The sequence below is a fragment of the Streptomyces sp. NPDC127038 genome (assembly GCF_042725875.1).
Lineage (GTDB): Bacteria > Actinomycetota > Actinomycetes > Streptomycetales > Streptomycetaceae > Streptomyces.
Map to the genome: position 1 here is coordinate 183,662 of NZ_JBHXDQ010000001.1, position 26,009 is coordinate 209,670.

A 26,009-nucleotide genomic window follows, 5' to 3' on the forward strand; every position below is an offset into this window, starting at 1 on the left:
TGTCCCCGGGCACGGCCCGCCGCTCTTCCCAAGCCGGGCCACCGGCGACCAGATGCACCCGCGGCCGCACCCTGCGCACCACAGAAACCCACCTCCCCGTGCAGTCGTCCCCCCGAACCTATCGCCACGTCACATCACTGTGGGTACGGGTCAAGGCGAGCCCGGTCCCGGATCCGGGCACGCCCGAGCGGCCCTTCCCGGGACCGGGAGGGCCGCTTGCGGGGAGGCACGCGATGCGCGTCCCGGCGGGGATCCGCGTCAGCGGATCGGCATGCCCGAGAGGGTGCGGGCTATCACCAGGCGCTGGATCTCGCTGGTGCCCTCGAAGATCGTGTAAATCGCCGCGTCGCGGTGCATCCGCTCGACCGGGTACTCGCGCGTGTATCCGTTGCCGCCCAGGATCTGGATCGCCTGGCCGGTGACCTTCTTCGCCGTCTCGCTGGCGAACAGTTTCGACATCGAGCCCTCGGCCGCGGTGAACTGCTTGCCGTTGACCGCCATCCAGGACGCCCGCCAGACCAGCAGCCGGGCCGCGTCGATGGAGGTGCGCATGTCGGCGAGCTGGAAGGCGACGCCCTGGTTGTCGATGATCGGGCGGCCGAACTGCTCACGGGTCTTGGCGTAGTCGAGGGCCACCTCGTACGCGGCCCGCGCGGTGCCCACCGCCATGGCGCCGACGGCCGGACGGGAGGCCTCGAAGGTGGCCATCGCGGCGTTCTTCACCCGCTCGCCGCCTCCGGCCCTGGCGCGCTCACGGGCCCGGGCCAGGCGCTCGTCGAGCTTCTCCTTGCCGCCGAGCAGGCAGGAGCCGGGGATCCGGACGTTCTCCAGGACGACCTCGGCGGTGTGCGAGGCGCGGATGCCGTGCTTCTTGAACTTCTGGCCCTGGGACAGGCCGGGCGTGTTCGGGGGCACGATGAAGGAGGCGTGGCCCTTGGAGCCGAGCTCCGCGTCGACGACCGCGACGACGACGTGGACGTTGGCGATGCCGCCGTTGGTCGCCCAGGTCTTCGTGCCGTTCAGGACCCACTCGTCCTTGGCCTCGTCGTAGACGGCACGCGTACGCATCGAGGCGACGTCGGAGCCGGCGTCGGGCTCGGAGGAACAGAAGGCCGCGACCTTGACATCGTTGGCATCGCCGTACATCTGGGGGATCCAGGTGCCGATCTGCTCCTCGGTGCCGTTGGCGAGGACGCCCACGGCGGCGAGGCCGGTGCCGACGATGGACAGCGCGATGCCCGCGTCGCCCCAGAACAGCTCCTCCATCGCCATGGGTATGCCGAGCCCGGTGGCGTCGAAGTACTGCTGCGCGTAGAAGTCCAGGGAGTAGATGCCGACCTTGGCCGCCTCCTGGATGACCGGCCAGGGAGTCTCCTCACGCTCGTCCCATTCGGCGGCAGCGGGACGGATCACATCGGCGGCGAAGCCGTGCAGCCAGTCCCGGACCTCCTTCTGTTCGTCGTTGAGCTCCATGGTGAACTCGGCCATGTCCCCTCCAGCGCTGCACTAAACTGTTACTTGCGGTAACTGGAGTGTGTTACTGGCTAGTAGGAAAAGTCAACTCCCGGGCTCGGCTCGGCATCCCGTTCGATACCCATACGCCGGTGAGTGTTAGTTTGCGCAGGCGTCACCGAATCACCACGGGTGGGGAGAGCACATGGACACCACACAGCGGACCGATCAGCAGAGGTCCGCCGACCGCCGCCGGCGCGAACTGCTGGAAGCCGCCGACCGAGTGGTGCTGCGCGACGGCCCCGGGGCCTCCATGAACGCCATCGCCGCCGAAGCAGGCATCACCAAGCCCATCCTGTACCGCCACTTCGGGGACAAGGGCGGCCTCTACGCCGCGCTCGCCAAGCGCCACACGGACGCCCTCCTCGAAGCGCTGCGGGCGGCACTGGACGCCCCGGCCGAACGCCGTGAGCGTGTCGAGGCGACGCTCGACACCTACCTGGCGGCCATCGAGGCGCGACCCCAGGTCTACCGGTTCCTGATGCATCCGGCGGAGGGCGGCCAGCCGGGCGACGCCGGATTCGACATCGGCAAGTACTCCGCGCCGGTGCTGCGCCGCATGGGCGAGGAACTCGCCGAGGTGATCGAGGAGCGGGTGGACCTCGGGCCGGGCAGCCAGCAGCTCGCACGGGTGTGGGGACACGGCATCGTCGGCATGATGCACGCGGCCGGGGACTGGTGGCTCGGCGAACGCCCGTGCACGCGGGCCGAGTTGGTACGGAGCTTGGCCGACCTGCTGTGGGGCCGCCTCGCGGCGGCCGGCGACCGGGTCGGCGGCCCTGGCTTCTGACCGGGGTTCACACGGACACCCCGTCAGCGGGCCCGGCCGCGACGGCCGGAGACAGGACCGGCACGGCCCGGCACCCAACGGCGGGATACGGGACCGGCGCGGCCCGGCGCCGGCGGCGCGAACGCGGGAGAACAGGACCGCGCGGCCCGGCACCGACGGCGGGAGACAGGACCGGCACGGCCCGGCACCGGCACCGGCTCCGGCGGCCGGGACCCGGAGACCGGCCGGGCTGGGCCCAGCTCCGCCCAGCCCTGCCCCGGCCCCTCCGTCACCCGCTCCAGGAGGCCTTCGCCACCTGGCGCAGCAGACGGCTCCGGCGCCACCCGGTGAGCCGGTCCGCGTACACCCCGCCGTCGAGGTGGTCGCACTCGTGCTGGAGGCACCGCGCGAACCAGCCGGTGCCGTGCACGGTGACCGGCTCGCCGGTGACCGTGCGGCCCTCGACGAGCGCGTGGTCGAACCGCTCGGTGCCGGCTTCCAGGCCGGGCAGCGAGAGACAGCCCTCCGGCCCGCGCAGGACCACGCCGTCCGCCTCGACCAGACGGGGATTCACCACATGCCCGACATGACGGACATCGTCGTCGTCCGGGCAGTCGTACACGAAGACCCGCAGGCCGACGCCGATCTGGTTCGCGGCGAGGCCGACGCCCTCGGCGGCGTACATCGTCGCGAACATGTCCTCGACGAGCTCCGCGAGTTGGGGGCCGAACTCGGTGACGTCCGCGCAGGCTGTACGCAGGACGGGGTCACCGAGCAGGATGAGGGGCCGGACGCGCCCATGGGTGCCCGGGATGGATCCGTGTCGCATGGCGGCAAGGGTACGGTCCTGGTAGGCGCGCGCAGGTCGCGCCGGCACCGAGGTGGTGCCGCGATTCGGGCCCGTGAGTGGATCTCGATAGGCTGAGCCCCACATGTGCCGGGGGCAGGGGCGCGGCGCGTACGCAAGGAGGATCGAGAAACGATGTCAGGCAACTCGGACCCGCTGTCGCCGCGGGCCAAGCTGGCCGTGACGGCGGGCAAGGCGGCGGCAGCCGTCTCGCGAGCCGCCGGACGCGGCAGCGGATCGGTGATCGGCGGCCGGGTGGCGCTCAAGCTCGACCCCGACCTGCTGGCGAGGCTCGCCACGCACCTGGACGTGATCCTGGTGTCGGCGACCAACGGCAAGACCACGACGACCCGGCTGATCGCCGAGGCGCTGCGCGCCGCGGGCCCGGTCGTGTCCAACGCTCTCGGCGCCAACATGCCCGCGGGCATCACCTCGGCGCTGGCCGGGGGCTCGGACGCCAAGTTCGCGGTCATCGAGGTCGACGAGAAGTACCTCGCCGGTGTGGCCCGTGACACGGACCCGAAGTGCATCGCGCTGCTGAACCTCTCGCGCGACCAGCTCGACCGTGCCGCCGAGACCCGGATGATGGCCGAGCACTGGCGCGAGGGGCTGGCCGGATCCAAGGCCGTCGTGGTCGCCAACGCGGACGACCCGCTGGTCGTCTGGGCCGCCTCCTCCTCGCCGAACGTCATGTGGGTGGCGGCCGGCCAGATGTGGAAGGAGGACGCCTGGTCCTGCCCGTCGTGCGGCGGCGTGATGCAGCGCCCCGGCGACGACTGGTTCTGCGGCGAGTGCGGCTTCCGCCGTCCGACGCCGACCTGGGCGCTCTCCGGTGACCACGTCCTCGACCCGCACGGTTCCGCGTGGCCGATCCACCTCCAGCTGCCGGGCCGCGCCAACAAGGCGAACGCCGCCTCGTCGGCCGCCGTGGCCGCCGTCTTCGGGGTGCCGCCGCAGGTCGCCCTGGAGCGCATGTACCAGGTGCAGGCGGTGGCCGGACGCTACGACGTGGTCCAGTTCATGGAGCGCGATCTGCGTCTGCTGCTGGCCAAGAACCCCGCGGGCTGGCTGGAGACCTTCTCCCTGATCGACCCGCCGCCGACCCCGGTCATCCTGTCGGTGAACGCGCGCGGCGCCGACGGCACGGACACCTCCTGGCTGTGGGACGTCGACTACACCCGCCTGACCGGACACCCGATCTTCGTCCTCGGCGACCGCAAGCTCGACCTCGCCGTCCGTCTCGAAGTCGCCAACCAGCAGTTCCAGGTCTGCGACACCCTCGACCAGGCCGTGCAGATGGCACCGCCCGGACGCATCGAGGTCATCGCGAACTACACCGCATTCCAGGACTTGAGGCGTCGTGTCGGCAACTGAGCCACGGAGGACGAAGAGAATGACTGACAACAGCCTGCGCCTGGTGTGGATCTACCCGGACCTGCTGAGCACCTACGGCGACCAGGGCAACGCCCTCGTCGTGGAGCGCCGGGCGCGTCAGCGCGGCCTCGACGTGGCCCGTGTCGACGTGCGCAGCGACCAGCCGGTCCCGACCTCCGGGGACATCTACCTCATCGGGGGCGGCGAGGACCGGCCGCAGCGGCTGGCCGCGGAGCGTCTGCGCCGCGACGGCGGTCTGGAGCGCGCGGTCGGCAACGGCGCGATCGTGTTCTCCGTCTGTGCCGGCTACCAGATCCTCGGGCACGAGTTCATCAACGACCTCGGCCAGCGCGAGCCGGGCCTCGGCCTGCTCGACGTGGTCTCGGTGCGCGGCGAGGGCGAGCGGTGCGTCGGCGACGTGCTCGCGGACATCGACCCGCGGCTCGGTCTGCCCCAGCTGACCGGCTTCGAGAACCACCAGGGCGTCACCCACCTCGGCGCCACGGCCCGTCCGTTCGCGAACGTGCGGCTCGGCAAGGGCAACGGCACGGGCGACGGCACCGAGGGCGCGTACAACGACACCGTGTTCGGTACGTACATGCACGGGCCCGTCCTCGCCCGCAACCCGCAGATCGCGGACCTGCTGCTGAAGCTGGCCCTCGACGTCAACGCGCTGCCGCCGACCGACGACCGCTGGTACGAGGCGCTGCGCTCCGAGCGCATCGCGTCCGCCACGCAGCCCGCGTAGCGCCGGCCCGCCCCGGCGGGTCAGAGGAACCGTTTCTCGTGGAGGAACGGTTCCTCTTTGCGTGGGCCGCGAAGAACCGTTTCCTCGCGTCGGAACGGTTCCTTCCGGCCGAGTCCGCAGCGCGTCTGAAACGGCATCCGCACAGGTGAGCGGGGGCGTCCAGCAGGCGGACGCACGGTAGGGCGCGGCCCCCTTCCGCCGGTAGGCTGGCGCCGATCCTCACCGGACAACGTGGTCCGGTCCCCGGACCACGTTGAGAAGGTATTTCGGGCTATGCGCATTGGTGTCCTCACGTCCGGCGGCGACTGCCCCGGCCTGAACGCCGTCATCCGGTCGGTCGTACACCGCGCCGTCGTCGACCACGGCGACGAGGTCATCGGCTTCCGGGACGGCTGGAAGGGTCTCCTGGAGTGCGACTACCTCAAGCTCGACCTCGACGCGGTGAGCGGCATCCTCGCTCGCGGCGGCACCATGCTCGGCTCCTCCCGGGTCCAGCCCGCGCATCTGCGTGACGGCGTGGAGCGGGCCAAGGGCCATGTCGCCGACCTCGGGCTCGACGCGATCATCCCGATCGGCGGCGAGGGCACCCTGAAGGCGGCCCGGCTGCTCTCGGACGGCGGCCTGCCCATCGTCGGCGTGCCCAAGACCATCGACAACGACATCGCGGTCACGGACGTCACCTTCGGCTTCGACACGGCCGTCGGCGTCGCGACCGAGGCCCTCGACCGGCTGAAGACCACCGCCGAGTCCCACCAGCGCGTCCTGATCGTCGAGGTCATGGGCCGCCACACCGGCTGGATCGCCCTGCACTCCGGCATGGCCGCGGGCGCCCACGCCATCGTCGTACCGGAGCGGCCCTTCGACATCGAGGAGCTGGCCGCGCGGGTCGGCGAGCGGTTCGAGGCGGGCAAGCGGTTCGCCATCGTCGTCGCCGCCGAGGGCGCCAAGCCCCGCGAGGGCTCGATGCGCTACGACGAGGGCGGCAAGGACGTCTACGGCCACGAGCGCTTCGCGGGCATCGCCCGGCAACTGTCCATCGAGCTGGAGGAGCGGCTCGGCAAGGAGGCCCGGCCGGTCATCCTCGGGCACGTCCAGCGCGGCGGCACCCCGACGGCGTACGACCGCGTCCTCGCGACCCGGTTCGGATGGCACGCCGTGGAGGCCGTGCACCGGGGCGAGTTCGGGATGATGACCGCGCTGCGCGGCACCGACATCGTGATGGTCTCCCTCGCGGAGGCGGTCGAGACCCTGAAGACGGTCCCGGACGAGCGCTACGCCGAGGCGGAGTGCGTGCTCTGAGACGTACGCCGTCGGAACCGCCCCCGGTCGCAGCCGCGACCGGGGGCGGTTCTACTCTGGTGCGGACAGACAGCGCACAACCTCCCCCAGTGCCTTAAAAGGGCCTCGGAGGCACCCCAGAAACAGGAGCCGGCGGATGGATCACAGCGGGCACGGCATGACCATGGACCTGCCGCCGTTCACGCTGGGGCGGGGGCTCGCGTGGTCCGCCGACCCGTTCTTCCTCGTCGCGTGCCTGCTCGGGCTCGGGCTCTACGGCTGGGGGGTCGTACGACTGGCCCGGCGCGGCGACGCGTGGTCGTGGGGCCGTACGGCCGCCTTCGTCGTCGGCGTGCTGACGGTGATGCTCGTCATGTGCACCCGGCTGAACGACTACGGCATGGTCATGTTCAGCGTGCACATGGTCCAGCACATGGTGATCAGCATGCTCTCCCCGATCCTGATCCTGCTCGGGGCGCCGATCACGCTGGCGCTGCGGGCGCTGCCGGTGGCCGCGAAGCGCGGCGGCAAGGGCCCGCGCGAACTGCTGCTGATGTTCCTGCACAGCCGGTACATGAAGATCGTCACGCATCCGGCGTTCACCATCCCGATGTTCATCGCGAGCCTCTACGGGCTGTACTTCTCCCCGCTCTTCGACTTCCTGATGGGCTCCACCGCCGGCCACATCGTGATGATGTGCCACTTCCTCCTCGTCGGCCTGTTCTTCTTCTGGCCGATCATGGGTGTGGACCCGGGCCCGCACCGGCCGGGCTATCTGATGCGGATGCTGGAGCTGTTCGCGGGGATGCCGTTCCACGCGTTCTTCGGCATCTCGCTGATGATGGCCTCGGGGCCGATGGTCGAGTCGTACAAGAACCCGCCCGCCTCCCTGGGCATCGACGCGCTCGCCGACCAGACCGCCGCCGGCGGGATCGCCTGGGCCTTCAGCGAGATCCCCTCGGTCCTCGTCCTGCTCGCGCTGCTGTTCCAGTGGTACAACTCCGAGCAGCGGCAGTCCCGGCGCCTGGACCGCGCCGCGGACCGGGACGGCGACAAGGAACTCGAGGCCTACAACGCCTATCTGGCGTCCCTCAACGCACGCGGCCGCTGACGGGGCACCGCCCGTCACGGTGGCCCCGGTGAGCGGCACGGCCCTGGCGATGTGACTCCCTCCGGGTGAAAATGGCCCCAGAGGCCACGGCCCGCGTCGCGGACCCGCCTGGAGGAGGGTGCTGCGATGCCCGGATCGACGAAGACGATGGGGGTGCTCACCGTGGGCGGGCTCGTCGTGGTGACGGCCTACACGGTGGCGCTGGGCAGCAACGGCTGGCTGTGGTTCGGCTGGGTGGTGCTCGGCCTGATCACGCTCGGGATGGTGGTCTCCAGCAGCGCCTGACCTCACGGACCGGGACCCGGACCCGCCCGGTGCCACGGCCGGGGCGGCGCCCGGGGTGGTTCACTGCACGGGGCGCCCGGCCGCGGAGTGGACGCCGGGCTGGTACTTGGGGAGCCGGGCGGTGATCTTCATTCCCGCTCCCACCGCGGTCTCGATGACCAGCCCGTGATCGTCGCCGTACACCTGGCGGAGACGCTCGTCGACGTTGGACAGGCCGATCCCCCCGGAGGCGCCGGCCTCCCCCGACAGGATGCGGCGCAGCCGCCCGGGGTCCATGCCGACGCCGTTGTCCTCGATCACCACGAGCGCCTCGGCACCGGCGTCCCGCGCGGTGATGCTGATGTGGCTCTTGTCGGTCTTGCCTTCGAGGCCGTGCTTGACGGCGTTCTCCACCAGCGGCTGGAGGCAGAGGAAGGGCAGCGCGACGGGCAGCACCTCGGGGGCGATCTGGAGGGTGACGGACAGCCGCTCGCCGAAGCGGGCGCGCACGAGCGCCAGATAGTGGTCGATGGCGTGCAGCTCGTCGGCCAGGGTGGTGAAGTCGCCGTGCCTGCGGAACGAGTAGCGGGTGAAGTCGGCGAACTCCAGCAGGAGCTCCCGGGCGCGTTCCGGATCGGTCCGCACGAACGAGGCGATCACGGCGAGCGAGTTGAAGATGAAATGCGGGGATATCTGGGCTCGCAGCGCCTTGATCTCGGCCTCGATCAGCCGGGTCCTCGACTGGTCGAGATCGGCCAGTTCCAGCTGTACGGAGACCCAGCGCGCCACCTCGCCGGCGGCGCGGACGAGGACCGCGGACTCGCGGGGAGCGCAGGCGACGAGCGCGCCGTGCACCCGTTCGTCGACGGTGAGCGGTGCCACGACGGCCCAGCGCAGCGGACAGTCGGGGGCGTCGCAGGCCAGCCGGAAGGCCTCGCCGCGGCCGGTCTCCAGCGGGCCGCCGAGGCGTTCCATGATCTCGGTGCGGTGGTGGGCGCCGGCGCCGTCCCAGGCGAGGACGGTCTCGTGGTCGGTGAGGCACAGGGCGTCCGTACCGAGCAGGGTGCGCAGCCGCCGGGCGGAGCGGCGGGCCGTCTCCTCGGTGAGTCCGGCGCGGAGCGGGGGCGCGGCGAGCGAGGCGGTGTGCAGGGTCTGGAAGGTGGCGTGCTCGACCGGGGTGCCGAGTCCGCCGAGGTTCTCGGGCCGCGCGGTGCGCCTGCCGAGCCAGAATCCCGCCGCCAGCAGCGGGAGGACGGCCACGCACAGCCCGGCGACGAAGCCGCTCACCCGCTCACCGTCCCGTCCCGGACCGCGTCGGCACCCGCTGTCCCACCCGTGTCGGCGCCCGCTGTCCCGCCCGCGTCGGCGCCCGCTGTCCCGCCCGTGTCGGCGCCCGCTGTCCCGCCCGCGGCGGCGCGGACCTGGTCGTCCGTGAGTTCCTCGGGGAGGTGGAAGCGGGCGAGGATCGCCGCCGTCCCGGCCGGTACGCGGGCGGCGGTGGCCAGCGACACCAGCACCATCGTCACGAAGCCGAGCGGCACCGACCACAGCGCCGGCCAGGCGAGCAGGGTGCGCAGGGAGCCGCTCGTCGCCGGATAGCCGGCCATGGTGGCGCCGACGGCCAGCAGGGCCGCGCCGCCGCCGCCGAGCATCCCGGCCGCTGCCCCGGGCGGGGTGAGCCTGCGCCACCAGATGCCGAGGACCAGCAGCGGGCAGAAGGAGGACGCGGACACGGCGAACGCGAGCCCCACCGCGTCGGCGACGGGCAGCCCGCCGACGAGCACGCTCGCGGCGAGGGGCACGGCCATCGCGAGGACGGTGCCGAGGCGGAAGTGCCGTACGCCGCGGGAGGGCAGCACGTCCTGGGTGAGCACGCCGGCGACCGCCATGGTCAGTCCCGAGGCCGTCGAGAGGAACGCGGCGAAGGCTCCGCCCGCGACGAGCGCCCCGAGCAGGTCGGCTCCGGCTCCGCCGATCATCCGGTCGGGCAGCAGGAGCACGGCGGCGTCCGCGTCGCCGGTGAGGCTGAGTTCGGGGGCGTACAGCCGGCCAAGCGCCCCGTAGACGGGCGGCAGGAGGTAGAAGACGCCGATCAGGCCGAGCACGGCGACGGTGGTGCGGCGGGCGGCGACGCCGTGCGGGCTGGTGTAGAAGCGGACGACGACGTGCGGCAGGCCCATCGTGCCGAGGAAGGTGGCGAGGATCAGTCCGTAGGTGGCGTACAGCGGGCGTTCCCCGTGTCCTGCGGACGGGGAGGTGGACAGGGTGGCGTCGCCGCCCCGTTCCGCCGCCGGGACCGGGGTACCGCGGTCGAAGGTCAGCCGGGTGCCGCCGGCGATGCGGTGGGTGCCGCCCGGGAGCCGGACGCGCGCGTCCTCGTAGCGCCGGCCGTCGACGGTGCCCGTGGCGGTGACGGTGAGCGGCCGGGACAGCTTCAGGTCGAGCGTGGAGTCGACCCGGACGAGACGCTGCTCGCGGAAGGCCGGCGGTTCCCCGAAGACGTCGCGGGGCGCTCCGTGGGACTGCCAGGCGAGGACCAGGAAGAGCGCGGGGACGAGCAGGGCGGTGAGCTTGAGCCAGTACTGGAAGGCCTGGACGAAGGTGATGCTGCGCATTCCGCCCGCGGCGACGGTGGCCACCACGACGACGGCGACCAGGACCCCGCCGAACCAGTCGGGCGCCTCGGTCAGCACCGCCAACGTCAGCCCCGCACCCTGGAGTTGGGGCAGCAGATAGAGCCAGCCGACGCCGACGACGAAGGCCCCGGCGAGCCGTCTGACGGCCTGGGACCCGAGCCGCGCCTCCGCGAAGTCGGGCAGGGTGTAGGCGCCGGAGCGGCGAAGGGGGGCCGCGACGAACAGGAGCAGCACGAGATAGCCGGCGGTGTAGCCGACCGGGTACCAGAGCATGTCGGGGCCCTGGACGAGCACCAGGCCCGCGATGCCGAGGAAGGAGGCGGCGGAGAGGTATTCGCCGCTGATCGCGGCCGCGTTGAGCCGGGGGCCGACGGTGCGCGAGGCGACGTAGAAGTCGGAGGTGGTACGGGAGATGCGCAGCCCGAACGCGCCGACCAGGACGGTCGCGACGACGACGAGGGCGACGGCGGGAACGGAGTAGTTCTCGTTCACGGTTCAGCGGTCCTCGACCAGGCGCACGAGGTCCTTCTCGTTGCGTTCCGCCCGGCGCACGTACCAGCGGGCCAGCAGCACCAGCGGCGGGTAGAGGCAGAAGCCGAGGACGGCCCATTCCAGGGCGGCGCCGTCGGGCATCGCGGCGAAGACCAGCGGCAACGGCCCGACGAGCAGGATGAGCACGGCGAACGTCGAGCAGGCCGCCCGGAGCTGACTGCGCATCAGGGAGCGGACGTAGGTGTGGCCGAGCGTGGTCTGTTCGTCGATCTCGACTCTCGGCCCGTGGTGGCCCGGGACTTGGGGGTGGCGTCCGCGCGAGCGGAGCCGGGCGGGGGGAAGGGTGCGCCGGGGCACTCCGGTGACGACCACACGGCGTTCGGTGGGGTCCTGCGGCACGCTGCGCTCCTCAGCTCGTGGTCCGGCGCAGCAGCAGATCGCGCAGTTGGCGGGCGTGGCGGCGGCTCACCTGGAGTTCGACGGAGTCGACGAGGACACTCACCGTACCGGCGTCCAGGCGGAGTTCGCCGATGTGGCGCAGGGCGACGAGGTGGCGCCGGTGGATGCGGACGAAGCCGCGGGAGCGCCAGCGTTCCTCCAGGGTGGACAGCGGGATGCGGACCAGGTGGCTGCCCTGCGCGGTGTGCAGCCGGGCGTAGTCGCCGTGGGCCTCGGCGTGGGTGATGTCCTCGACGGCCACGAACCTGGTCACACCGCCGAGTTCGACGGATATGTGGTCGGGGTCGGGCTCGTGGACGGGGATCAGCGGTGCGGTGTCGCGCAGTTGGGCGGCCCTGCGGACGGCCTCGGCGAGCCGTTCGCGGCGGACGGGCTTGAGGACGTAGTCGAGTGCCTTGAGGTCGAAGGCCTGGACGGCGAACCCTTCGTGGGCGGTGACGAACACGACGAGCGGCGGCCGGGCGAATCCGCCGAGCAGCCGGGCCAGGTCGAGTCCGTCGAGGCCGGGCATGTGGATGTCGAGGAAGACGACGTCGATGGCCTCGGGTCCGCCGGGTCCGCTCTCCAGGGCCCGGTTGATCCGGCGCAGGGCCTCGGTCGCGTCGCTCGCGCCCTCGGCGCTGCCGATCCGGGGGTCGGCGTTCAGCAGGTACAGCAGCTCTTCGAGGGAGGGTTGTTCGTCGTCGACGGCGAGCGCGCGCAGCATGAGAGTGGAGTGTAGGAGCGAATCGCGCGGCTGGACATGTGCCGGACACGGGCGTCGCGCCCGGCGGGGTGGCGGCCGCCGCTGGATACAGTGCCGCCATGAGCAGCAAGCCCGCGATGTTCGACGAGCTCGACCGCAAGATCATCACAGCCCTGATGGCCAATGCCCGGACGAGCTTCGCGGAGATCGGCGCGACGATCGGGCTGTCCGCGACGGCGGTCAAGCGCCGGGTCGACCGGCTGCGGGAGACGGGCGTGATCACCGGGTTCACGGCGACGGTGAAGCCCGCGGCGCTCGGCTGGCGCACGGAGGCGTACGTGGAGGTGTACTGCGAGGGCGCGGCGCCGCCCCGGCGCCTCGCGGAGGTGGTGCGCAACCATCCGGAGATCACCGCGGCGATGACGGTGACGGGGGGCGCGGACGCGCTGCTGCACGTGCGGGCCGTGGATGTGGAGCACTTCGAGGAGGTGCTCGAACGCATCCGGGTGGAGCCGTTCATCCGGAAGACGATCAGCTACATGGTGCTGTCCCATCTGCTGCCCGAGGCCCCGGAGGCGGGGGCGACCCAGGCGGCCCCGGACGACGCAGGAAACGTGCGCTGAGCCAGCCGATCACGCAGCAGTGCTGCGTATACGCGCAGCTTTTGTCGCTTGTCGCCCGTGTCCTCCGCTTCTTACCGTTGAGGCATCCCACCAGATGACACCGCAGGAAGCGGAGGAACCTCTCTGTGTCCGAAAGCCGTGTGCCGCGCCCCCGGCGCTTCCTCGTCTGTGAACCCAGACACTTCGCCGTGCAGTACGCGATCAACCCGTGGATGCGTCCCGACACCCCGGTGGACGTCGATCTCGCGGGCGTCCAGTGGCGGGCGCTGATCAGCGCCTACCGCGCCCACGGTCACACCGTGGACTCGGTCGAGCCGGTCCCCGGCCTGCCCGACATGGTCTTCGCCGCGAACTGCGCGCTCGTCCTGGAGGGCCGGGTCTTCGGCTCGTCCTTCCACGCGCCCGAGCGCCGCCCCGAGTCCACGGCGTACGAGACCTGGTTCAAGACGGCCGGTTTCGACGTCTACCGTCCCGAGTCGGTGTGCGAGGGCGAGGGCGATCTCGTCCCGACGCGCCGCCACATCCTGGCCGGCACGGGCTTTCGCACCACGCCCGAGGCCCATCGCGAGGTCCAGGAGTTCTTCGGCGTCCCGGTGATCGGCCTGCGCCTGGTGGACCCGCACTTCTACCACCTGGACACCGCCCTGTTCGTCCTCGACGACGACAACATCGCGTACTACCCGGAGGCGTTCTCACCGGGCAGCCGCGAGGTGCTGGCCAGGATGTTCCCGGACGCGGTGCTCGCCACCCGCGAGGACGCCCTGGCCTTCGGCCTCAACTCGGTCTCGGACGGCCGTCACGTCTTCATCGCGCCGCGCGCCGAGGCCCTCGCCGGCCGGCTCGCGGCCCGCGGCTACGTCCCCGTCCCCGTCGACCTGTCGGAGTTCCACAAGGCCGGCGGCGGCATCAAGTGCTGCACACAGGAGATCCGTTCATGACCGCTCCCGCCCGTACGACCACACCCGCAGGCTCCGGCGCGCGCAGCTCCGAGGAACTGATCCGGGCCGAGGAACCCGTCCTGGCGCACAACTACCACCCGCTGCCGGTGGTCGTCGCACGGGCCGAGGGCACCTGGGTCGAGGACGTCGAGGGGCGCCGCTACCTCGACATGCTGGCCGGGTACTCGGCCCTCAACTTCGGCCACCGCAACCCGGTGCTGATCGAGGCGGCCCACCGTCAGCTGGACCGGCTCACGCTGACCTCGCGGGCCTTCCACAACGACCAGCTGGCCGGGTTCGCCGAGTCGCTGGCCGCCCTGACCGGCCTGGACATGGTCCTGCCGATGAACACGGGCGCCGAGGCGGTGGAGAGCGCCGTCAAGGTGGCCCGCAAATGGGCGTACGAGGTGAAGGGCGTCGAGCCCGGCCGGGCCACGATCGTGGTGGCGGCCGACAACTTCCACGGCCGTACGACCACGATCGTCAGCTTCTCCACCGACGAGACGGCCCGTGCGGGCTTCGGGCCGTTCACTCCCGGCTTCCGGGTCGTGCCGTACAACGACCTGGCCGCGATGGAAGCGGCGATCGACGAGACGACGGCGGCGGTGCTGATCGAGCCCATCCAGGGCGAGGCCGGCGTGATCATCCCCGACGACGGCTATCTCGCGGGCGTCCGCGAGCTGACCCGGCGCAGCGGCTGTCTGTTCGTCGCGGACGAGATCCAGTCCGGCCTGGGCCGCACCGGCACCACCCTGGCGGTGGAACACGAGGCGGTGGTCCCGGACCTGCTGCTGCTCGGCAAGGCGCTCGGCGGCGGCATCGTGCCGGTCTCGGCGGTGGTCGGGCGCCGGGACGTGCTGAGCGTGCTGCGTCCGGGCGAGCACGGCTCCACGTTCGGCGGCAATCCACTGGCGGCGGCGGTCGGCTCGGCGGTCGTGGGCCTGCTGGAGACCGGTGAGTACCAGCGCCGGGCGGCCGAGCTCGGCGTGGTGCTGCGGGGCGGTCTCGCGGCCCTGGTGGGCCGGGGCGTCGAGGGCTTCAGGTCCCGGGGACTGTGGGCGGGCGTCGACATCGACCCGTCCATCGGCACGGGCCGGGAGATCAGCCGCGGGCTGATGGAGGAGGGGATTCTGGTCAAGGACACCCACGGTTCGACGATCCGTCTCGCGCCGCCGCTCACCATCACGGCCGAGGAACTCCGGTCGGCTCTCGGGTCTCTGGAGAAAGTTCTGACGCAAGGGGTCTGATACCGGCCAAGTGGCCACAGAGAGTGACACCGTGGCGGTTACGCCCGGCGACGGCCGCGCCTACACTGATCGCTCCCCAGGGGAAAAGAGGAGCGCCCCAGTGTTCTATCAAGTGCTCAAATATGTGCTTCTGGGTCCACTGTTGAGGCTGGTGTTCCGGCCTCGGATCGAGGGCCTTGAGCACATACCGTCGTCGGGTCCCGCCATCGTGGCGGGCAACCATCTGTCCTTCGCGGACCATTTCCTGATGCCGTCCGTCCTGAAGCGCCGGATCACCTTCCTCGCGAAGGCCGAGTACTTCACCGGGCCGGGGATCAAGGGGCGGCTGACGGCCGCCTTCTTCCGCGGCATCGGGCAGATCCCGGTGGACCGCTCCGGCAAGGAGGCGGGCCAGGCCGCGATCCGCGAGGGGCTCGGCGTGCTGCGCAAGGGCGAGCTGCTCGGCATCTATCCCGAGGGCACCCGTTCGCACGACGGGCGGCTCTACAAGGGCAAGGTCGGCGTCGCCGTCATGGCGCTGCGGGCGCAGGCCCCGGTGATTCCCTGCGCGATGATCGGCACCTTCGAGGCCCAGCCCCCGGGCCGGAAGCTCCCGCGGATCCATCCCGTGGTGATCCGGTTCGGCAAGCCGCTCGACTTCTCGCGCTATGCCGGGATGGAGGGCGAGAAGGCGATCCTGCGGGCCATCACGGACGAGATCATGTACGCGATCCTGTCGCTGTCCGAGCAGGAGTACGTCGACCGGTACGCGGCCGTCGTCAAGGCCGAGGAGGCCGCGGGGAAGGCCGAGTCCGGACGCAGGTTCCCGCGGATGCCGCTGAGCTGAGGACGCGTGTCCGTGCCGTCCCCCTCGCCGTGCACGGCGAGGGGGACGGCCGGTTTCCCGGCCGCCCCCCTCGTGTGATCGGTACTACGGCTGCGGCACTACGGCTGCGGGGTGGCGTGCGGGGTGCACGTCACGTCGGCCGCGTCCGTCTTGCCGGTGAGCAGGTAGGTGTCCACCCGCCCGTTGATGCACGGGTTGACCAGGCCGGTCACACCGTGCGAGCCCGCGCCCTGCTCGGTGATCAGGCGGGAGCCCTTGAACCGCTTGTGCAGTTCGACGGCGCCCGGGTACGGCGTGGCGGCGTCGTTGGTGGACTGCACGATGAGGACGGGGGGCAGACCCTTGCCGGTCCTCACCTCCACCGGGGACTGCTGCTTGACCGGCCAGCTGGCGCACGGAAGGTTCATCCACGCGTTGGCCCAGGTCATGAACGGGTACTGGGCGTTGAGCTTCGTGTTGTCCCGGTCCCACTTCTTCCAGCTGGTGGGCCACTGCGCGTCGGTGCACTCGACGGCCGTGTACACGGCGTTGCCGTTCTCCGAGGAGATGTTGCCCGCGGTGTCCGACAGGTCGGGGGACGCCGCGTCCACGAGCGCCTGGGTGTCACCGGCGACGTACTTGCTGAACACCGAGGCGACCGGTACCCACGAGGAGTCGTAGTACGGGGCGCTCTGGAAGAAGGAGATCAGCTCGGCGGGTCCGACGACGCCGCCCAGCGGGCTCTTCTTCGCGGTGGCGCGCAGCTTCAGCCACTGGTCCTGCACCTTGGCGCGGGTGTCGCCGAGGTGGAAGGACGCGTCGTTCTTGGCGACCCAGTCCTCCCAGTCCTTCCAGCGGCCCTCGAAGGCGATGTCCTGCTCCAGGTTGGCCTGGTACCAGATGTTGTCGCGCGACGGGTTGACGACGCTGTCGACGATCATGCGGCGCACATGGCCCGGGAAGAGCGTGCCGTAGACGGCTCCCAGGTACGTGCCGTACGAGACGCCCAGGTAGTTGAGCTTCTTCTCGCCGAGCGCGGCCCGGATGACGTCGAGGTCGCGTGCCGTGTTGGGCGTGGTCATCTGCGCCAGCACGGCCTTGCCGGTGCGCTCCGCGCAGCCGTCGGCGTACTCCGCGGCCAGCTTGCGCTGGGCCAGCTTGTCGGCCTCGGTGTCCGGGACCGGGTCCGCCTTCGGAGCCTTGACGAACTCCTGCGGGTCGATGCAGGAGATCGGCGCCGAGTGGCCGACGCCGCGCGGGTCGAAGCCCACGAAGTCGTACGCCTTGGCGGTGTTCACCCACAGGGGGCTCTTGGTCGTGACACGGCGCGGGAAGCGCATGCCGGAGCCGCCGGGGCCGCCGGGGTTGTAGACGAGCGCGCCTTGGCGCTCCTCCTTGGTCCCGGTGCTGCCGATGCGGTCGACGGCCAGCTTGAGCTGCTTGCCGTAGGGGTGTGCGTAGTCCAGCGGCACGCTCACCCAGCCGCACTGGATCGGCTTCTCGAAGCCCCAGTCGGCCGGGCAGTCCTGCCAGTCGATCCCGGCCTTGGCGGCACGTTCGGCGGCGACGGCCGCTCCGCGCTGCTCGCGGCTCTGCCCGTGGCCCTGCCCGTGCCGCGCGTCGGCGGTGGCCGACGGCGCCGCGACGGCTCCGGCTATCAGGGTCGCCGTGACGAGCACGCCGGCCGAACCGAACGCCGCCACGCGATTCGTCGGTCTCTTGGACCTCAAGTGTGACCTCCCCGTACACAATTGCGATTGGTACGGGGATCCTTTCGGCTGTGAGGTCCCTGAGAACAGACGCGACCGGTGTTCTTTACCAATCCGATAGCCGGTATGCCTTGTTCCGTTGAGCGGTGAAGTCGGCGTGAACTGGCCTTCTCGGCCATATTGTTGACATCACGTCAGTTCGTCCAGTGCTTCGTCCAGCACGCGCCGCAGCCGCAGCGCGTCGGGGGCGAGCGCGGTCACGAGCACGGCCGGTCCGGCGAGCGGGGTGAGGGCCGCGTACTCCCCGAGCGGCCTGGCGGCCGGCACCTTCTCCCCGAACTCCGGTCGTACGACGACGAGCTGGCCGAGTGCCCGGTGCCCCGCCAGGACGGCGGGCCCGTCCCATCCGCCGGGGGCGCCGGGACCGCAGGACAACTCCTGGTCGAGCAGGGCCCGTCCGTCGTGCCGCACGGTGAGACGGCTGGTGAGGCGTCCGGGTTCCTCTCCCACGCGGCCGAGCACCTGTTCCTCCCGGAGGACGAGCCGGGCGGTGCCCCGGAGGTCCACGCACGAGGAGACGGACAGTTCACTGCCTCCGGCGGAGATCAACTGCTCCGGCAGCCAGTGCAGTTCGCCTCCGTCGGCGATGTCGAGGCGGACGTCGTAGCGGGCTTCCCCCTTGGCCTGCCCGGGCAGCGCGATGGTGGCGGCGGCCGAGCCGACCCGCAGCCGCGCGCCCGGGCCGACCCGGGCCTCGACGGCGAGGCGGTCACCGCCGAGCGGTCCGCTCATCGCTCCGACCAGCATGACGCGCGCCTCGGCACCGCTGCCGCGGATCCGGCGCAGCGCGAGGGGTCCCTCACCGTCCAGCACCGGCAGCGCGGTTCCGCCGCGGCCGTCGGCGACGGCCTCGATCCGGGCGGTCGCGCGCACCCCTGCCGTGGTCACGCGGTCCACGCCACGAGCTGCTCCCGCACCCAGCCGGCGACCGCCGTGACACCGGGCCCGGTGCGCAACGACTGGAAGATCACGGGGAGTTCGGCTCGCTGCGTCCTGGCGTCGGCCGCCATCCTGGCCAGGTCGGAGCCCACGTACGGCGCGAGGTCCGTCTTGTTCACGACGAGCAGGTCGGCCGTGGTGACCCCGGGCCCGCCCTTGCGCGGGATGTCGTCACCGCCCGCCACGTCGATGACGAAGATCTGCGCGTCGACCAGGCCGCGGGAGAAGGTCGCGGTGAGGTTGTCGCCGCCGGACTCCACGAGGATCAGGTCGAGCGGCCCGACCTCGTCCTCCAGGTCCTCGACCGCTTCGAGGTTGGCCGAGATGTCGTCGCGGATCGCGGTGTGCGGGCACGCGCCCGTCTCGACGGCGGTGATCCGCTCGGGCGGCAGGACCGCCTCGCGCAGCAGGAACTCGGCGTCCTCGCGGGTGTAGATGTCGTTGGTGACGACGGCGAGGGACAGTTCGTCGCGCAGCGCCCGGCAGAGCGCGGCGACGGTGGCGGTCTTCCCGGAGCCGACGGGCCCGCCGAGCCCGATGCGCAGGGCACGGCGCCGTCCGTCGGGCCGCCGGGCATCGGCACTGACCGCGGACGGCCCGCCGTGAGGATGATCGAGGTGCATGGTGACTCCAGTTCGGGGGGGGGAGGTGACGGGGCTGAGGCCCGGGCCAGGGGGTGAGGTCGGGACCGGGGTCGGGGTTGGGGCCTGGGTCGGAACGTGCGCTGGGGTCGGGTCCCGGTTCAGGTTCGGGTGCGGGTTGTTACGGCGGCCCGGCAGTCCTGCGCTCCGGCAGGTCGGCAGGTCGGCGGTCCGGCATTCCGCTGGTCCGGCGCTCCGGAACGCGGCGGTGTGTGGTCGTCAGGACGCGAAGAGCCGGGCAGGCCAGGCCGCGTGGGCCTCGGCGCCGATCTCCAGCAGGGGTGCCGACGCCGCCGGAAGTATGCCGACGCCCTCGTCGAGGGAGCACCGCGCCGCACTCACCGCCGCGTGGGCGACGACGTCCAGTTCCGGCGCCAGCCGGGCCAGCACGGCCGTCGCGTCGAACGGGTCGAGGCTCAGCAGCCGCACCGTCGCCGACGCGGGCCCGCTGACACACTCGTACACCGAGCAGTACGCGGCGTCCTCGGGCCCGAGTCCGGCCGCCCGCGCGGTCACGCCCAGCACGACCGGCTGATGCGCCCCCTTGGGGAACTCCCCCGCCAGCGCGTCGAGTTCGGCGCACGGCCAGGTCGCCCTCGCCGCCCGCAGGAGCTGCCGGCCCAGACGACGCGCGGCGATGCGCAGCGCGGCCGACGGCGTACGGGCGTCGGCGGCCGCGTCCAAAGACGCAGGCTCGCCCCCGAGCGCCGCCGCGGCCGCCAGCGCGGCCGAGACGAGACCGCTCGTGTGCAGCCGGCCCCGGCAGAAGGCCTCCAGGCTCGCCCCGTCGGTGATCCGCCCGGCCCTGACCGCCGCCTCGGCCCCGCCGGAGTGCGCGTGCCCTCCGGCGGGAAACCGGCCGTCGGCCAGGACGAGAAGTGCCGCCCGGGACATCAGAAGAGGAAGTAACGCTGGGCCATGGGCAGTTCGGCGGCCGGAGTCGCCTCGACGAGTTCCCCGTCGATGTGCACGGCGAAGCTGTCGGGGTCGATCCGCACCTCGGGCCGGGCGTCGTTCTCCCGCATGTCCGCCTTGGTCACCGCCCGGGTCGACTCGATGGCCACGAACCGTTTGCCGAGCGAGAGCCGTTCCGGCAGCCCGTCCTCGATGGCGAGCGGCGCCACGAAGTTGAACGAGTTGGCGGCCGGAGCCCGTCCGATCGCCCCGAACATCGGCCTGGGCAGCACCGGTTGGGGTGTCGGGATGGACGCGTTGGCGTCGCCCATCTGCGCGTACGCGATCTGGCCGCCCTTCATCACCAGCAGCGGTTTGACCCCGAAGAACGCGGGCTCCCACAGCACCAGGTCGGCCAGCTTGCCGGTCTCCACCGAGCCGATCTCGCGGGCGAGCCCCTGCGCGAGCGCCGGGTTGATCGTGTATTTGGCGACATAGCGACGGACCCGGTGGTTGTCCGCGCGTCCGTCGCCCGGCAGGGCCCCCCGGCGCCGCTTCATGACGTGGGCCGTCTGCCAGGTCCGCATGACGACCTCGCCGACGCGGCCCATCGCCTGGGAGTCGGAGGAGATGATCGAGATGGCGCCGAGGTCGTGGAGTATGTCCTCGGCCCCGATGGTGGACGGCCGGATACGGGACTCGGCGAAGGCCAGGTCCTCGGGCACCGCCGCGTTCAGGTGGTGGCAGACCATCAGCATGTCGAGGTGTTCCTCGGCGGTGTTGACGGTGTAGGGACGCGTCGGGTTGGTCGAGCTGGGCAGGACGTACGGCTCGGAGACGACGGACATGATGTCCGGCGCGTGCCCGCCGCCCGCGCCCTCCGTGTGGTACGCGTGGATCCCGCGTCCGGCGATGGCCGCGAGGGTGTCGGCGACGAACCCGGCCTCGTTCAGGGTGTCGGTGTGGATGGCGACCTGGATGCCGGTGCGGTCGGCGACGGTGAGCGCCGCGTCGATCGCGGCGGGCGTCGAGCCCCAGTCCTCGTGGATCTTCAGGCCGAGTGCCCCGCCCCGGATCTGCGAGAGCATCGCCTCGTGCGAGACGGTGTTGCCCTTGCCCAGCAGCCCGAAGTTGACCGGATACCCCTCCATCGCCTCCAGCATCCGGGCCAGGTGCCAGGGGCCGGGGGTGACGGTGGTCGCCTTGGAGCCCTCTGCGGGACCGGTGCCGCCGCCGACGAGCGTGGTGATGCCGGAGGCGAGGGCCTCGTCGGCGATCTGCGGACAGATCAGATGGACGTGGGCGTCGATGGCGCCCGCGGTCATGATCCGCCCGTTGCCCGCGATGATCTCGGTCTCGGGGCCGATCACCAGGTCGGGATGGACCCCGTCCATCGTGTCGGGGTTGCCGGCCTTGCCGATGCCCGAGATCCGGCCGTCGCGGATCCCGACGTCGGCCTTGACGATCCCCCAGTGGTCGACGACGACGACGCCGGTGACGACCGTGTCCGGGGTGCCTTCCGCACGGGTGGCGCGGGCCTGGCCCATGGACTCCCGGATGACCTTGCCGCCGCCGAACACCGCCTCCTCGCCGGCGAGCCCGGGGCCGCCGCAGCGGTCCTCCTCGATCTCGATCAGCAGGTCCGTGTCGGCGAGGCGGATCCGGTCGCCGGTGGTCGGGCCGAACAGATCGGCGTACGCGGCACGCGAGATCTCAGGCATCGAGGGCACCCCCGGTCTCCCCGCGCAGCCCGGGCACCACACGGGCACCGGCGATCGGGACGAGTTCGACCTCGACGGGGATCCCGGGCTCGAAGCGCACGGCGGTGCCGGCGGCGACGTTGAGCCGCTTGCCGTGCGCGGCGCCGCGGTCGAACTCCAGACCGGGGTTGGCCTCGGCGAAGTGGTAGTGCGAGCCGACCTGGACGGGGCGGTCGGCGGCGTTGAGGACGGTCAGGCGGGTGGTCTCACGGCCCTCGTTGAACACGACGGGCCCGTCGGCGAAGAGGATCTCTCCGGGGATCACGGCGTACTCCCCCTCAGACGATCGGGTCGTGGACGGTGACCAGTTTGGTGCCGTCCGGGAAGGTCGCCTCGACCTGGACGTCGTGGATCATCTCGGGGATGCCCGTCATGACGTCGTCCCGGGTGAGGATCTTGCGCCCGGAGGACATCAGTTCGGCGACGGTACGGCCGTCCCGGGCGCCTTCGAGGATGTGCGAGGTGATCAGGGCGACGGCCTCGGGGTGGTTCAGTCTCAGCCCGCGGGCCCGGCGCTTCTCGGCGACATCGGCCGCCACATGGATGAGCAGCCTCTCCTGCTCGTGCGGGGTCAGTTGCACGACGTCCCACCTCACATCCTCGCTCCGGGCCGTGCGGGGCCCGGTGGCCGCAGCCACCGAAACCCCTGGTGGCGTGGAGGGGCACGCTAGTTGGCCGGGGTTTCGAGGACGTTAACCGGACCGTGATCGTCTCGGGCCGGACCGGGGGAGTCGTCGGAGCCGCCTGCACCGTCCCGCTTGCCCGGTCCGCCCGGGCGGACCGCCGCCGCGGCCCTGGGCGCGGTGAGGCCGTCGGAGGCCTGGCCGTATACGGCGAACCGCGCGCGGGCCGGACATGGGCGCGGGGGACCTCGTGGTCCACTCCCGCGAGCGGCTACGAGGCGCTGGGCCCCCGGTGTTCCGCGGCGATGCCGAACCGCTGGCGCTCGCGGGGCGCGGAGGCCACGTCACGGACGCTGGACAGCGAGCTGACCACCTGGTCGTCGGCGGGCTCCGGGAGCTCTTCGAGGCGCTCCAGGTCGGCGGCCGAGACGAGGGCGACGAGTGGCTTGCCGTGCCGCGTCACGACGACGCGCTCACCGCCGTACACGACGCGGTTGATCAGTTCGGCGAGCTCAGCCCTGGCTTGCGTCACCGGAATCTCGTAGGCCATGACGTCCAGCTTAGACCGGGGCTCCGGCACTCCGCGGGGCGCGAGATCCCCCGGGCCGGCCGTACGCGGCGCCGGTCGGCCGCGTCCGCTCCCGGGATCCGGCCGTTTCGCTCTCAGCATGGCCCCCTCCCCCGGCGACGTACGTCCTGTACATTTTTTACAGACGTCGATCCGAGGAGGCGCTCGTCATGGACAGTCCGTCCGCCCGCCATGTCCTGCCCGAGTTCACCGAACGCACGACCTGGGGGGCGCGGACCCTGGATCCGTACGCGAAGCTGCTCGCCGAGCGGATCGTGTTCCTCGGGACACCCGTCGACGCCACCGCGGCCAACGATGTGACCGCCCAGTTCATGCACCTCGAACACCAGGCACCCGACCAGGACATCTCGCTGTACATCAACTCCCCCGGCGGCTCCTTCGGCGCGATGACCGCGATCTACGACACGATGCGGTTCGTGACCTGCGACGTCGAGACGGTCTGCCTCGGCCGGGCGGAGGCGGCCGCGGCGGTGCTGCTCGCGGCGGGCACCGAGGGCAAGCGGCTCGCGCTGCCGGGGGCCCGCGTGCTCCTCCGGCAGCCGTCGATCACGGAGCCGGTCGAGGGACCCGCGAGCGATCTGGCCATCCGGGCCGAGGAGTTGATCCGCACCCGCGCTCTCCTGGAGGAGATGCTCGTACGGCACACCGGTCAGAGCCCGGAACGCGTCGCGGCGGACCTCGAGCGCGACAAGATCCTCGACGCCCCGGCGGCACGGGACTACGGGCTGATCGACCGGGTCGTGCCGGGCCGCAGGGCCTCGCGCGAGACGCCCGGCGCGAGGTGAGCGGCCGATGATCCCGGACCTTCCCCCGCTGCCCGCGCTGACCCGCGCCGAGGCCGAGCTGATCGACCGCTATCTCGACGTGGTCGACCTGCTCGGCCGCATCAACCCGTCCCGTCCCGGAGACACCTATCGCGGCCTGAGGGCGGCTCAGGCCCTGGTCGGCAAGGCGGAGGCCCTGAGGGACGCACTCACTCTGATGCACCAGCGGGGCGAGAGCGAGGTGCACGCCCCCACTTTGGCCCAGGCCCTGCGGGTGCTCGACGGCGAGCGGAGGGCGGCCCGGGTCACCGTGCCTCCCGGGCCGGGAAGTTGACGGACCGGCACCGGAGGCCGGTACGCGCCGAGGCTCCGTGACGTCCAGCGCACGACTCAAACGGACCGGATGGTGTACCCACCGATGGCGTATTCCTGGCTCCTTTCCACGACCCCTCCGAGTTGCGCAACACGCGTGGTCCGGAGGCCGGATGAGATCCGTCGCCGCAGGTGCGGGCCTCATCGGTGTCCCCAACACGTGGTCGAACAGAGGGGTGTTCACTCGAACGGCTGATTGGTGAGTAAGCCCACAAAACACCGGTTCCGCTCGGAATTTCCGACTCTGATGAGTGAAGATCCCTTCCGACGACAAGCCCCCGCCACAGCGGCGGGGCGGTCCGGGCGGACGCCGAGTCCTGCCGCCGCCCGGATGCCCGGTCGACAGGAGTGCATCGGCAGGAGTGGAGGACCCAGCTAGACGGGCCGCCGGAACAGTTCCGGGCGGTCCTTGGGGTGAAGCCGCAGCCGCGGCCGGGCAACTTCGCCAGCCCGAATCCGACAGGTCATCCTTCACAGGCGGCTGACGAAGGGTTGCGCATGACTGCGCTCAATCGTGTCCCGTCGCTGTGGACCCGGGCCGGTACGGCCTCGGCCCTCACCCTTGCCGCGGTGGGCGGCAGCCTCGTGGTCCCCGGTGTCGCACCCGACGCCGAGGCGGCCACGCTCGCGACGCGGGCACTCCAGGTCGCGGCGTCGAAGCACGGCTCCCCCTACCAGTGGGGCGCCACCGGACCGCACCGCTTCGACTGTTCGGGGCTCACGCTCTACTCGTACAAGAAGGCGGGCAAGACGCTGCCTCGTACGGCCGCGGCCCAGTACAACAAGACGCACCACGTCTCGGCCTCGCACCGCAAGGCCGGTGACCTGGTGTTCTTCCACTCGGGCCGGAACGTCTACCACGTCGGCATCTACGCCGGTAAGGGAAAGATCTGGCACTCCCCGAAGTCCGGGGAAGTGGTGAAGCTCGAGCGCATCTGGACGAGGAGCGTCTGGTACGGCAGGGTCGGCTGATCCACACGCCCGGGGCGGCGATCCGTCGCCGCCCCGGGCGTGTGCATCGCCGCAAGGGAGCCCCTCTCCGCCCCAGGCCGACGCTCGCCCCTCCCGAGCGGCCCCACGCCCCTCCGCGTGGCCCCTGCCCCTCCACCGGGGCCCTCGGCCGGCGCGGACGCTCCCCACGGCCGCCCTGACGCCCGCTCGGCCCTTCAGGGGCTCAGCGCGCCGGGGCGATGCCGCCAGGGTGTCCCTCAGGGCTCCTGGGGCCAGCCCGCCGGTACCGGGCGGGCCGGGGCCGTCCAGGGGAGTTCGATGGAGACCGTCTTGCCGCCCTCCCGGGTCGGCAGCACCGTGAGTCTGCCGCCGCTCTCGGCGGTCAGCCAGCGGATGATCACCATGCCGCGGCCGTTGTCCTGCTGCACGGCGGCCGGCAGCCGCTTCGGAAAGCGCGGATGACTGTCGGTCACGCCGATGCACAGCCGCTCCTCCCGTTCGAGACGCACCCCGACCGTGAAGGTGGGCGACTGCCCGAACGTGTGCTGGACGGCGTTGGTCGCCAGTTCGGACACGATCAGACGGACGGTCTCGGCCGCTTCGGCCTCGCGCGGCAGGCCCCATTCGGCCAGAACTTCGGCGACGAATTTCCGGGCCACGGAAACCGAGGCCGGTTCGCTCGGCAGGGTGACGGATGCTTCCTGATGGTCTGCCATGGCGACGCTCGTCCCTTTCCCACGGGACCGGAGCCCGACACCGAGCGGATGGTTCGAGTACGGTCCCGGACTGGTGCTTGCGCCAGACTGCCATTACCGGGCCGGTCGCGGGTGCGATCCACCGAGTAATGCATATATCTGTCGCTCGATGCGGTGAACTCTGCGTCGGCAGAGCGTATTCGGGCGACTTGGAAGGAGTAAGG

The 26,009-nt window shown here is 71.6% G+C and carries 28 protein-coding genes and 1 riboswitch; of the genes, 13 read left to right on the forward strand and 15 right to left on the reverse strand.

The features are described 5' to 3' along the window. Nucleotides 1–258: 258 nt before the first annotated feature. A complete protein-coding gene (locus tag ACFWI4_RS00845; RefSeq protein ID WP_339127945.1) occupies nt 259–1,488 on the reverse strand; it encodes an acyl-CoA dehydrogenase family protein in 1,230 nt (409 codons plus the stop codon). 169 nt (nt 1,489–1,657) lie between these two features. Between ACFWI4_RS00845 and ACFWI4_RS00850 the strand changes: the two genes are divergently transcribed. Beyond that, nucleotides 1,658–2,302 (forward strand): TetR family transcriptional regulator, encoded by a 645-nt coding sequence (locus ACFWI4_RS00850; RefSeq protein ID WP_385395986.1) that lies wholly within the window; start codon nt 1,658–1,660, stop codon nt 2,300–2,302. Nucleotides 2,303–2,570: 268 nt separating this feature from the next. On the opposite strand, the gene def is transcribed toward ACFWI4_RS00850, so the two are convergent. Next, on the reverse strand, nt 2,571–3,110 hold the full coding sequence (gene def / locus ACFWI4_RS00855; protein WP_387189424.1) for a peptide deformylase: 540 nt from the start codon (nt 3,108–3,110) through the stop codon (nt 2,571–2,573). Nucleotides 3,111–3,263: 153 nt separating this feature from the next. On the opposite strand from def, the gene ACFWI4_RS00860 reads away from it, so the two are divergent. The 5 genes from ACFWI4_RS00860 (at nt 3,264) to ACFWI4_RS00880 (ending at nt 7,924) form a co-directional block, all read left to right on the forward strand. Next, entirely contained in the window at nt 3,264–4,502 is a 1,239-nt protein-coding gene (locus ACFWI4_RS00860; RefSeq protein WP_339127947.1) for a MurT ligase domain-containing protein, read from the forward strand. 19 nt (nt 4,503–4,521) lie between these two features. Further along, nucleotides 4,522–5,250: a type 1 glutamine amidotransferase gene (locus tag ACFWI4_RS00865; RefSeq protein ID WP_387189425.1), complete on the forward strand. Its 729-nt coding sequence runs from the start codon at nt 4,522–4,524 to the stop codon at nt 5,248–5,250. 273 nt (nt 5,251–5,523) lie between these two features. Further along, nucleotides 5,524–6,549: a 6-phosphofructokinase gene (locus tag ACFWI4_RS00870; RefSeq protein ID WP_385395995.1), complete on the forward strand. Its 1,026-nt coding sequence runs from the start codon at nt 5,524–5,526 to the stop codon at nt 6,547–6,549. A gap of 136 nt (nt 6,550–6,685) precedes the next feature. Beyond that, the gene (locus tag ACFWI4_RS00875) at nt 6,686–7,639 is read left to right on the forward strand and encodes a cytochrome c oxidase assembly protein (protein ID WP_387189427.1); all 954 of its coding nucleotides are present in this window, start codon (nt 6,686–6,688) and stop codon (nt 7,637–7,639) included. A gap of 126 nt (nt 7,640–7,765) precedes the next feature. Beyond that, the gene (locus ACFWI4_RS00880) at nt 7,766–7,924 is read left to right on the forward strand and encodes a hypothetical protein (RefSeq protein ID WP_387189428.1); all 159 of its coding nucleotides are present in this window, start codon (nt 7,766–7,768) and stop codon (nt 7,922–7,924) included. Between the two features lie 60 nt (nt 7,925–7,984). Here ACFWI4_RS00880 and ACFWI4_RS00885 read toward each other — a convergent pair whose 3' ends face one another. The 4 genes from ACFWI4_RS00885 to ACFWI4_RS00900 are packed head-to-tail and all read right to left on the reverse strand — an operon-like array spanning nt 7,985 to nt 12,196. Continuing rightward, complete coding sequence (locus ACFWI4_RS00885) at nt 7,985–9,190, reverse strand: sensor histidine kinase (RefSeq protein WP_385396003.1); 1,206 nt, start codon at nt 9,188–9,190, stop codon at nt 7,985–7,987. Next, nucleotides 9,187–11,031 carry a cation acetate symporter gene (locus ACFWI4_RS00890; RefSeq protein WP_387189430.1) on the reverse strand — a complete coding sequence of 615 codons (1,845 nt, stop codon included), beginning with the start codon at nt 11,029–11,031 and terminating at the stop codon, nt 9,187–9,189. The genes ACFWI4_RS00885 and ACFWI4_RS00890 overlap by 4 nt, the downstream gene beginning before the upstream one ends. Before the next feature lie 3 nt (nt 11,032–11,034). Further along, nucleotides 11,035–11,430 carry a hypothetical protein gene (locus ACFWI4_RS00895; RefSeq protein ID WP_387189431.1) on the reverse strand — a complete coding sequence of 132 codons (396 nt, stop codon included), beginning with the start codon at nt 11,428–11,430 and terminating at the stop codon, nt 11,035–11,037. Nucleotides 11,431–11,440: 10 nt separating this feature from the next. Next, nucleotides 11,441–12,196, reverse strand: a complete 756-nt coding sequence (locus ACFWI4_RS00900; RefSeq protein ID WP_385396009.1) for a LytR/AlgR family response regulator transcription factor — start codon at nt 12,194–12,196, stop codon at nt 11,441–11,443. A gap of 98 nt (nt 12,197–12,294) precedes the next feature. Between ACFWI4_RS00900 and ACFWI4_RS00905 the strand changes: the two genes are divergently transcribed. From ACFWI4_RS00905 to ACFWI4_RS00920, 4 genes are all read left to right on the forward strand, one after another. Further along, nucleotides 12,295–12,798 (forward strand): Lrp/AsnC family transcriptional regulator, encoded by a 504-nt coding sequence (locus ACFWI4_RS00905; RefSeq protein ID WP_387189432.1) that lies wholly within the window; start codon nt 12,295–12,297, stop codon nt 12,796–12,798. Nucleotides 12,799–12,923: 125 nt separating this feature from the next. Then, complete coding sequence (ddaH, locus tag ACFWI4_RS00910) at nt 12,924–13,736, forward strand: dimethylargininase (RefSeq protein ID WP_387189433.1); 813 nt, start codon at nt 12,924–12,926, stop codon at nt 13,734–13,736. Then, entirely contained in the window at nt 13,733–14,983 is a 1,251-nt protein-coding gene (gene rocD, locus ACFWI4_RS00915; RefSeq protein ID WP_387189434.1) for an ornithine--oxo-acid transaminase, read from the forward strand. Before ddaH ends, rocD begins: the two co-directional genes overlap by 4 nt. A 100-nt stretch (nt 14,984–15,083) precedes the next feature. After that, complete coding sequence (locus tag ACFWI4_RS00920) at nt 15,084–15,809, forward strand: lysophospholipid acyltransferase family protein (protein ID WP_385396017.1); 726 nt, start codon at nt 15,084–15,086, stop codon at nt 15,807–15,809. A 98-nt stretch (nt 15,810–15,907) separates the two neighbouring features. Here ACFWI4_RS00920 and ACFWI4_RS00925 read toward each other — a convergent pair whose 3' ends face one another. From ACFWI4_RS00925 to ACFWI4_RS00960, 8 genes are all read right to left on the reverse strand, one after another. Then, nucleotides 15,908–17,518: an alpha/beta hydrolase gene (locus tag ACFWI4_RS00925; RefSeq protein ID WP_387189436.1), complete on the reverse strand. Its 1,611-nt coding sequence runs from the start codon at nt 17,516–17,518 to the stop codon at nt 15,908–15,910. 168 nt (nt 17,519–17,686) lie between these two features. Continuing rightward, complete coding sequence (locus ACFWI4_RS00930; protein WP_387189437.1) at nt 17,687–18,445, reverse strand: urease accessory protein UreD; 759 nt, start codon at nt 18,443–18,445, stop codon at nt 17,687–17,689. After that, nucleotides 18,442–19,119 (reverse strand): urease accessory protein UreG, encoded by a 678-nt coding sequence (ureG, locus tag ACFWI4_RS00935; RefSeq protein ID WP_387189439.1) that lies wholly within the window; start codon nt 19,117–19,119, stop codon nt 18,442–18,444. Before ureG ends, ACFWI4_RS00930 begins: the two co-directional genes overlap by 4 nt. Before the next feature lie 237 nt (nt 19,120–19,356). After that, nucleotides 19,357–20,031, reverse strand: coding sequence for an urease accessory protein UreF (locus ACFWI4_RS00940; protein WP_387189441.1), 675 nt, complete (start codon nt 20,029–20,031; stop codon nt 19,357–19,359). Next, nucleotides 20,031–21,752 (reverse strand): urease subunit alpha, encoded by a 1,722-nt coding sequence (locus ACFWI4_RS00945; protein WP_387189442.1) that lies wholly within the window; start codon nt 21,750–21,752, stop codon nt 20,031–20,033. The genes ACFWI4_RS00940 and ACFWI4_RS00945 overlap by 1 nt, the downstream gene beginning before the upstream one ends. Then, nucleotides 21,745–22,056 carry an urease subunit beta gene (locus ACFWI4_RS00950; RefSeq protein ID WP_385396275.1) on the reverse strand — a complete coding sequence of 104 codons (312 nt, stop codon included), beginning with the start codon at nt 22,054–22,056 and terminating at the stop codon, nt 21,745–21,747. Before ACFWI4_RS00950 ends, ACFWI4_RS00945 begins: the two co-directional genes overlap by 8 nt. 13 nt (nt 22,057–22,069) lie before the next feature. Continuing rightward, nucleotides 22,070–22,372 carry an urease subunit gamma gene (locus ACFWI4_RS00955; protein ID WP_103550668.1) on the reverse strand — a complete coding sequence of 101 codons (303 nt, stop codon included), beginning with the start codon at nt 22,370–22,372 and terminating at the stop codon, nt 22,070–22,072. Between the two features lie 313 nt (nt 22,373–22,685). After that, complete coding sequence (locus tag ACFWI4_RS00960; protein ID WP_385396028.1) at nt 22,686–22,964, reverse strand: type II toxin-antitoxin system Phd/YefM family antitoxin; 279 nt, start codon at nt 22,962–22,964, stop codon at nt 22,686–22,688. A 188-nt stretch (nt 22,965–23,152) separates the two neighbouring features. On the opposite strand from ACFWI4_RS00960, the gene ACFWI4_RS00965 reads away from it, so the two are divergent. The 3 genes from ACFWI4_RS00965 to ACFWI4_RS00975 all read left to right on the forward strand — a co-directional run bounded on the left by ACFWI4_RS00965 (nt 23,153) and on the right by ACFWI4_RS00975 (nt 25,111). After that, nucleotides 23,153–23,788 (forward strand): ATP-dependent Clp protease proteolytic subunit, encoded by a 636-nt coding sequence (locus tag ACFWI4_RS00965; protein ID WP_387189443.1) that lies wholly within the window; start codon nt 23,153–23,155, stop codon nt 23,786–23,788. A gap of 7 nt (nt 23,789–23,795) precedes the next feature. Next, a complete protein-coding gene (locus ACFWI4_RS00970; RefSeq protein ID WP_387189444.1) occupies nt 23,796–24,101 on the forward strand; it encodes a hypothetical protein in 306 nt (101 codons plus the stop codon). A 336-nt stretch (nt 24,102–24,437) separates the two neighbouring features. After that, nucleotides 24,438–24,634, forward strand: a riboswitch (cyclic di-AMP (ydaO/yuaA leader). A gap of 3 nt (nt 24,635–24,637) precedes the next feature. Further along, complete coding sequence (locus ACFWI4_RS00975) at nt 24,638–25,111, forward strand: C40 family peptidase (RefSeq protein ID WP_385396034.1); 474 nt, start codon at nt 24,638–24,640, stop codon at nt 25,109–25,111. A 236-nt stretch (nt 25,112–25,347) separates the two neighbouring features. Here ACFWI4_RS00975 and ACFWI4_RS00980 read toward each other — a convergent pair whose 3' ends face one another. Further along, nucleotides 25,348–25,806, reverse strand: a complete 459-nt coding sequence (locus ACFWI4_RS00980; RefSeq protein WP_387189446.1) for an ATP-binding protein — start codon at nt 25,804–25,806, stop codon at nt 25,348–25,350. Nucleotides 25,807–26,009: the final 203 nt, after the last annotated feature.

Excerpts from the sequence above, each read along its gene's own strand:
- ACFWI4_RS00845 (WP_339127945.1), bottom strand. The coding sequence starts at position 1,488 with ATGGCCGAGTTCACCATGGAGCTCAACGACGAACAGAAGGAGGTCCGG.
- ACFWI4_RS00850 (WP_385395986.1), top strand. The coding sequence starts at position 1,658 with ATGGACACCACACAGCGGACCGATCAGCAGAGGTCCGCCGACCGCCGC.
- def (WP_387189424.1), bottom strand. The coding sequence starts at position 3,110 with ATGCGACACGGATCCATCCCGGGCACCCATGGGCGCGTCCGGCCCCTC.
- ACFWI4_RS00860 (WP_339127947.1), top strand. The coding sequence starts at position 3,264 with ATGTCAGGCAACTCGGACCCGCTGTCGCCGCGGGCCAAGCTGGCCGTG.
- ACFWI4_RS00865 (WP_387189425.1), top strand. The coding sequence starts at position 4,522 with ATGACTGACAACAGCCTGCGCCTGGTGTGGATCTACCCGGACCTGCTG.
- ACFWI4_RS00870 (WP_385395995.1), top strand. The coding sequence starts at position 5,524 with ATGCGCATTGGTGTCCTCACGTCCGGCGGCGACTGCCCCGGCCTGAAC.
- ACFWI4_RS00875 (WP_387189427.1), top strand. The coding sequence starts at position 6,686 with ATGGATCACAGCGGGCACGGCATGACCATGGACCTGCCGCCGTTCACG.
- ACFWI4_RS00880 (WP_387189428.1), top strand. The coding sequence starts at position 7,766 with ATGCCCGGATCGACGAAGACGATGGGGGTGCTCACCGTGGGCGGGCTC.
- ACFWI4_RS00900 (WP_385396009.1), bottom strand. The coding sequence starts at position 12,196 with ATGCTGCGCGCGCTCGCCGTCGACGACGAACAACCCTCCCTCGAAGAG.
- ACFWI4_RS00905 (WP_387189432.1), top strand. The coding sequence starts at position 12,295 with ATGAGCAGCAAGCCCGCGATGTTCGACGAGCTCGACCGCAAGATCATC.
- rocD (WP_387189434.1), top strand. The coding sequence starts at position 13,733 with ATGACCGCTCCCGCCCGTACGACCACACCCGCAGGCTCCGGCGCGCGC.
- ureG (WP_387189439.1), bottom strand. The coding sequence starts at position 19,119 with ATGCACCTCGATCATCCTCACGGCGGGCCGTCCGCGGTCAGTGCCGAT.
- ACFWI4_RS00940 (WP_387189441.1), bottom strand. The coding sequence starts at position 20,031 with ATGTCCCGGGCGGCACTTCTCGTCCTGGCCGACGGCCGGTTTCCCGCC.
- ACFWI4_RS00945 (WP_387189442.1), bottom strand. The coding sequence starts at position 21,752 with ATGCCTGAGATCTCGCGTGCCGCGTACGCCGATCTGTTCGGCCCGACC.
- ACFWI4_RS00960 (WP_385396028.1), bottom strand. The coding sequence starts at position 22,964 with ATGGCCTACGAGATTCCGGTGACGCAAGCCAGGGCTGAGCTCGCCGAA.
- ACFWI4_RS00965 (WP_387189443.1), top strand. The coding sequence starts at position 23,153 with ATGGACAGTCCGTCCGCCCGCCATGTCCTGCCCGAGTTCACCGAACGC.
- ACFWI4_RS00970 (WP_387189444.1), top strand. The coding sequence starts at position 23,796 with ATGATCCCGGACCTTCCCCCGCTGCCCGCGCTGACCCGCGCCGAGGCC.
- ACFWI4_RS00975 (WP_385396034.1), top strand. The coding sequence starts at position 24,638 with ATGACTGCGCTCAATCGTGTCCCGTCGCTGTGGACCCGGGCCGGTACG.
- ACFWI4_RS00980 (WP_387189446.1), bottom strand. The coding sequence starts at position 25,806 with ATGGCAGACCATCAGGAAGCATCCGTCACCCTGCCGAGCGAACCGGCC.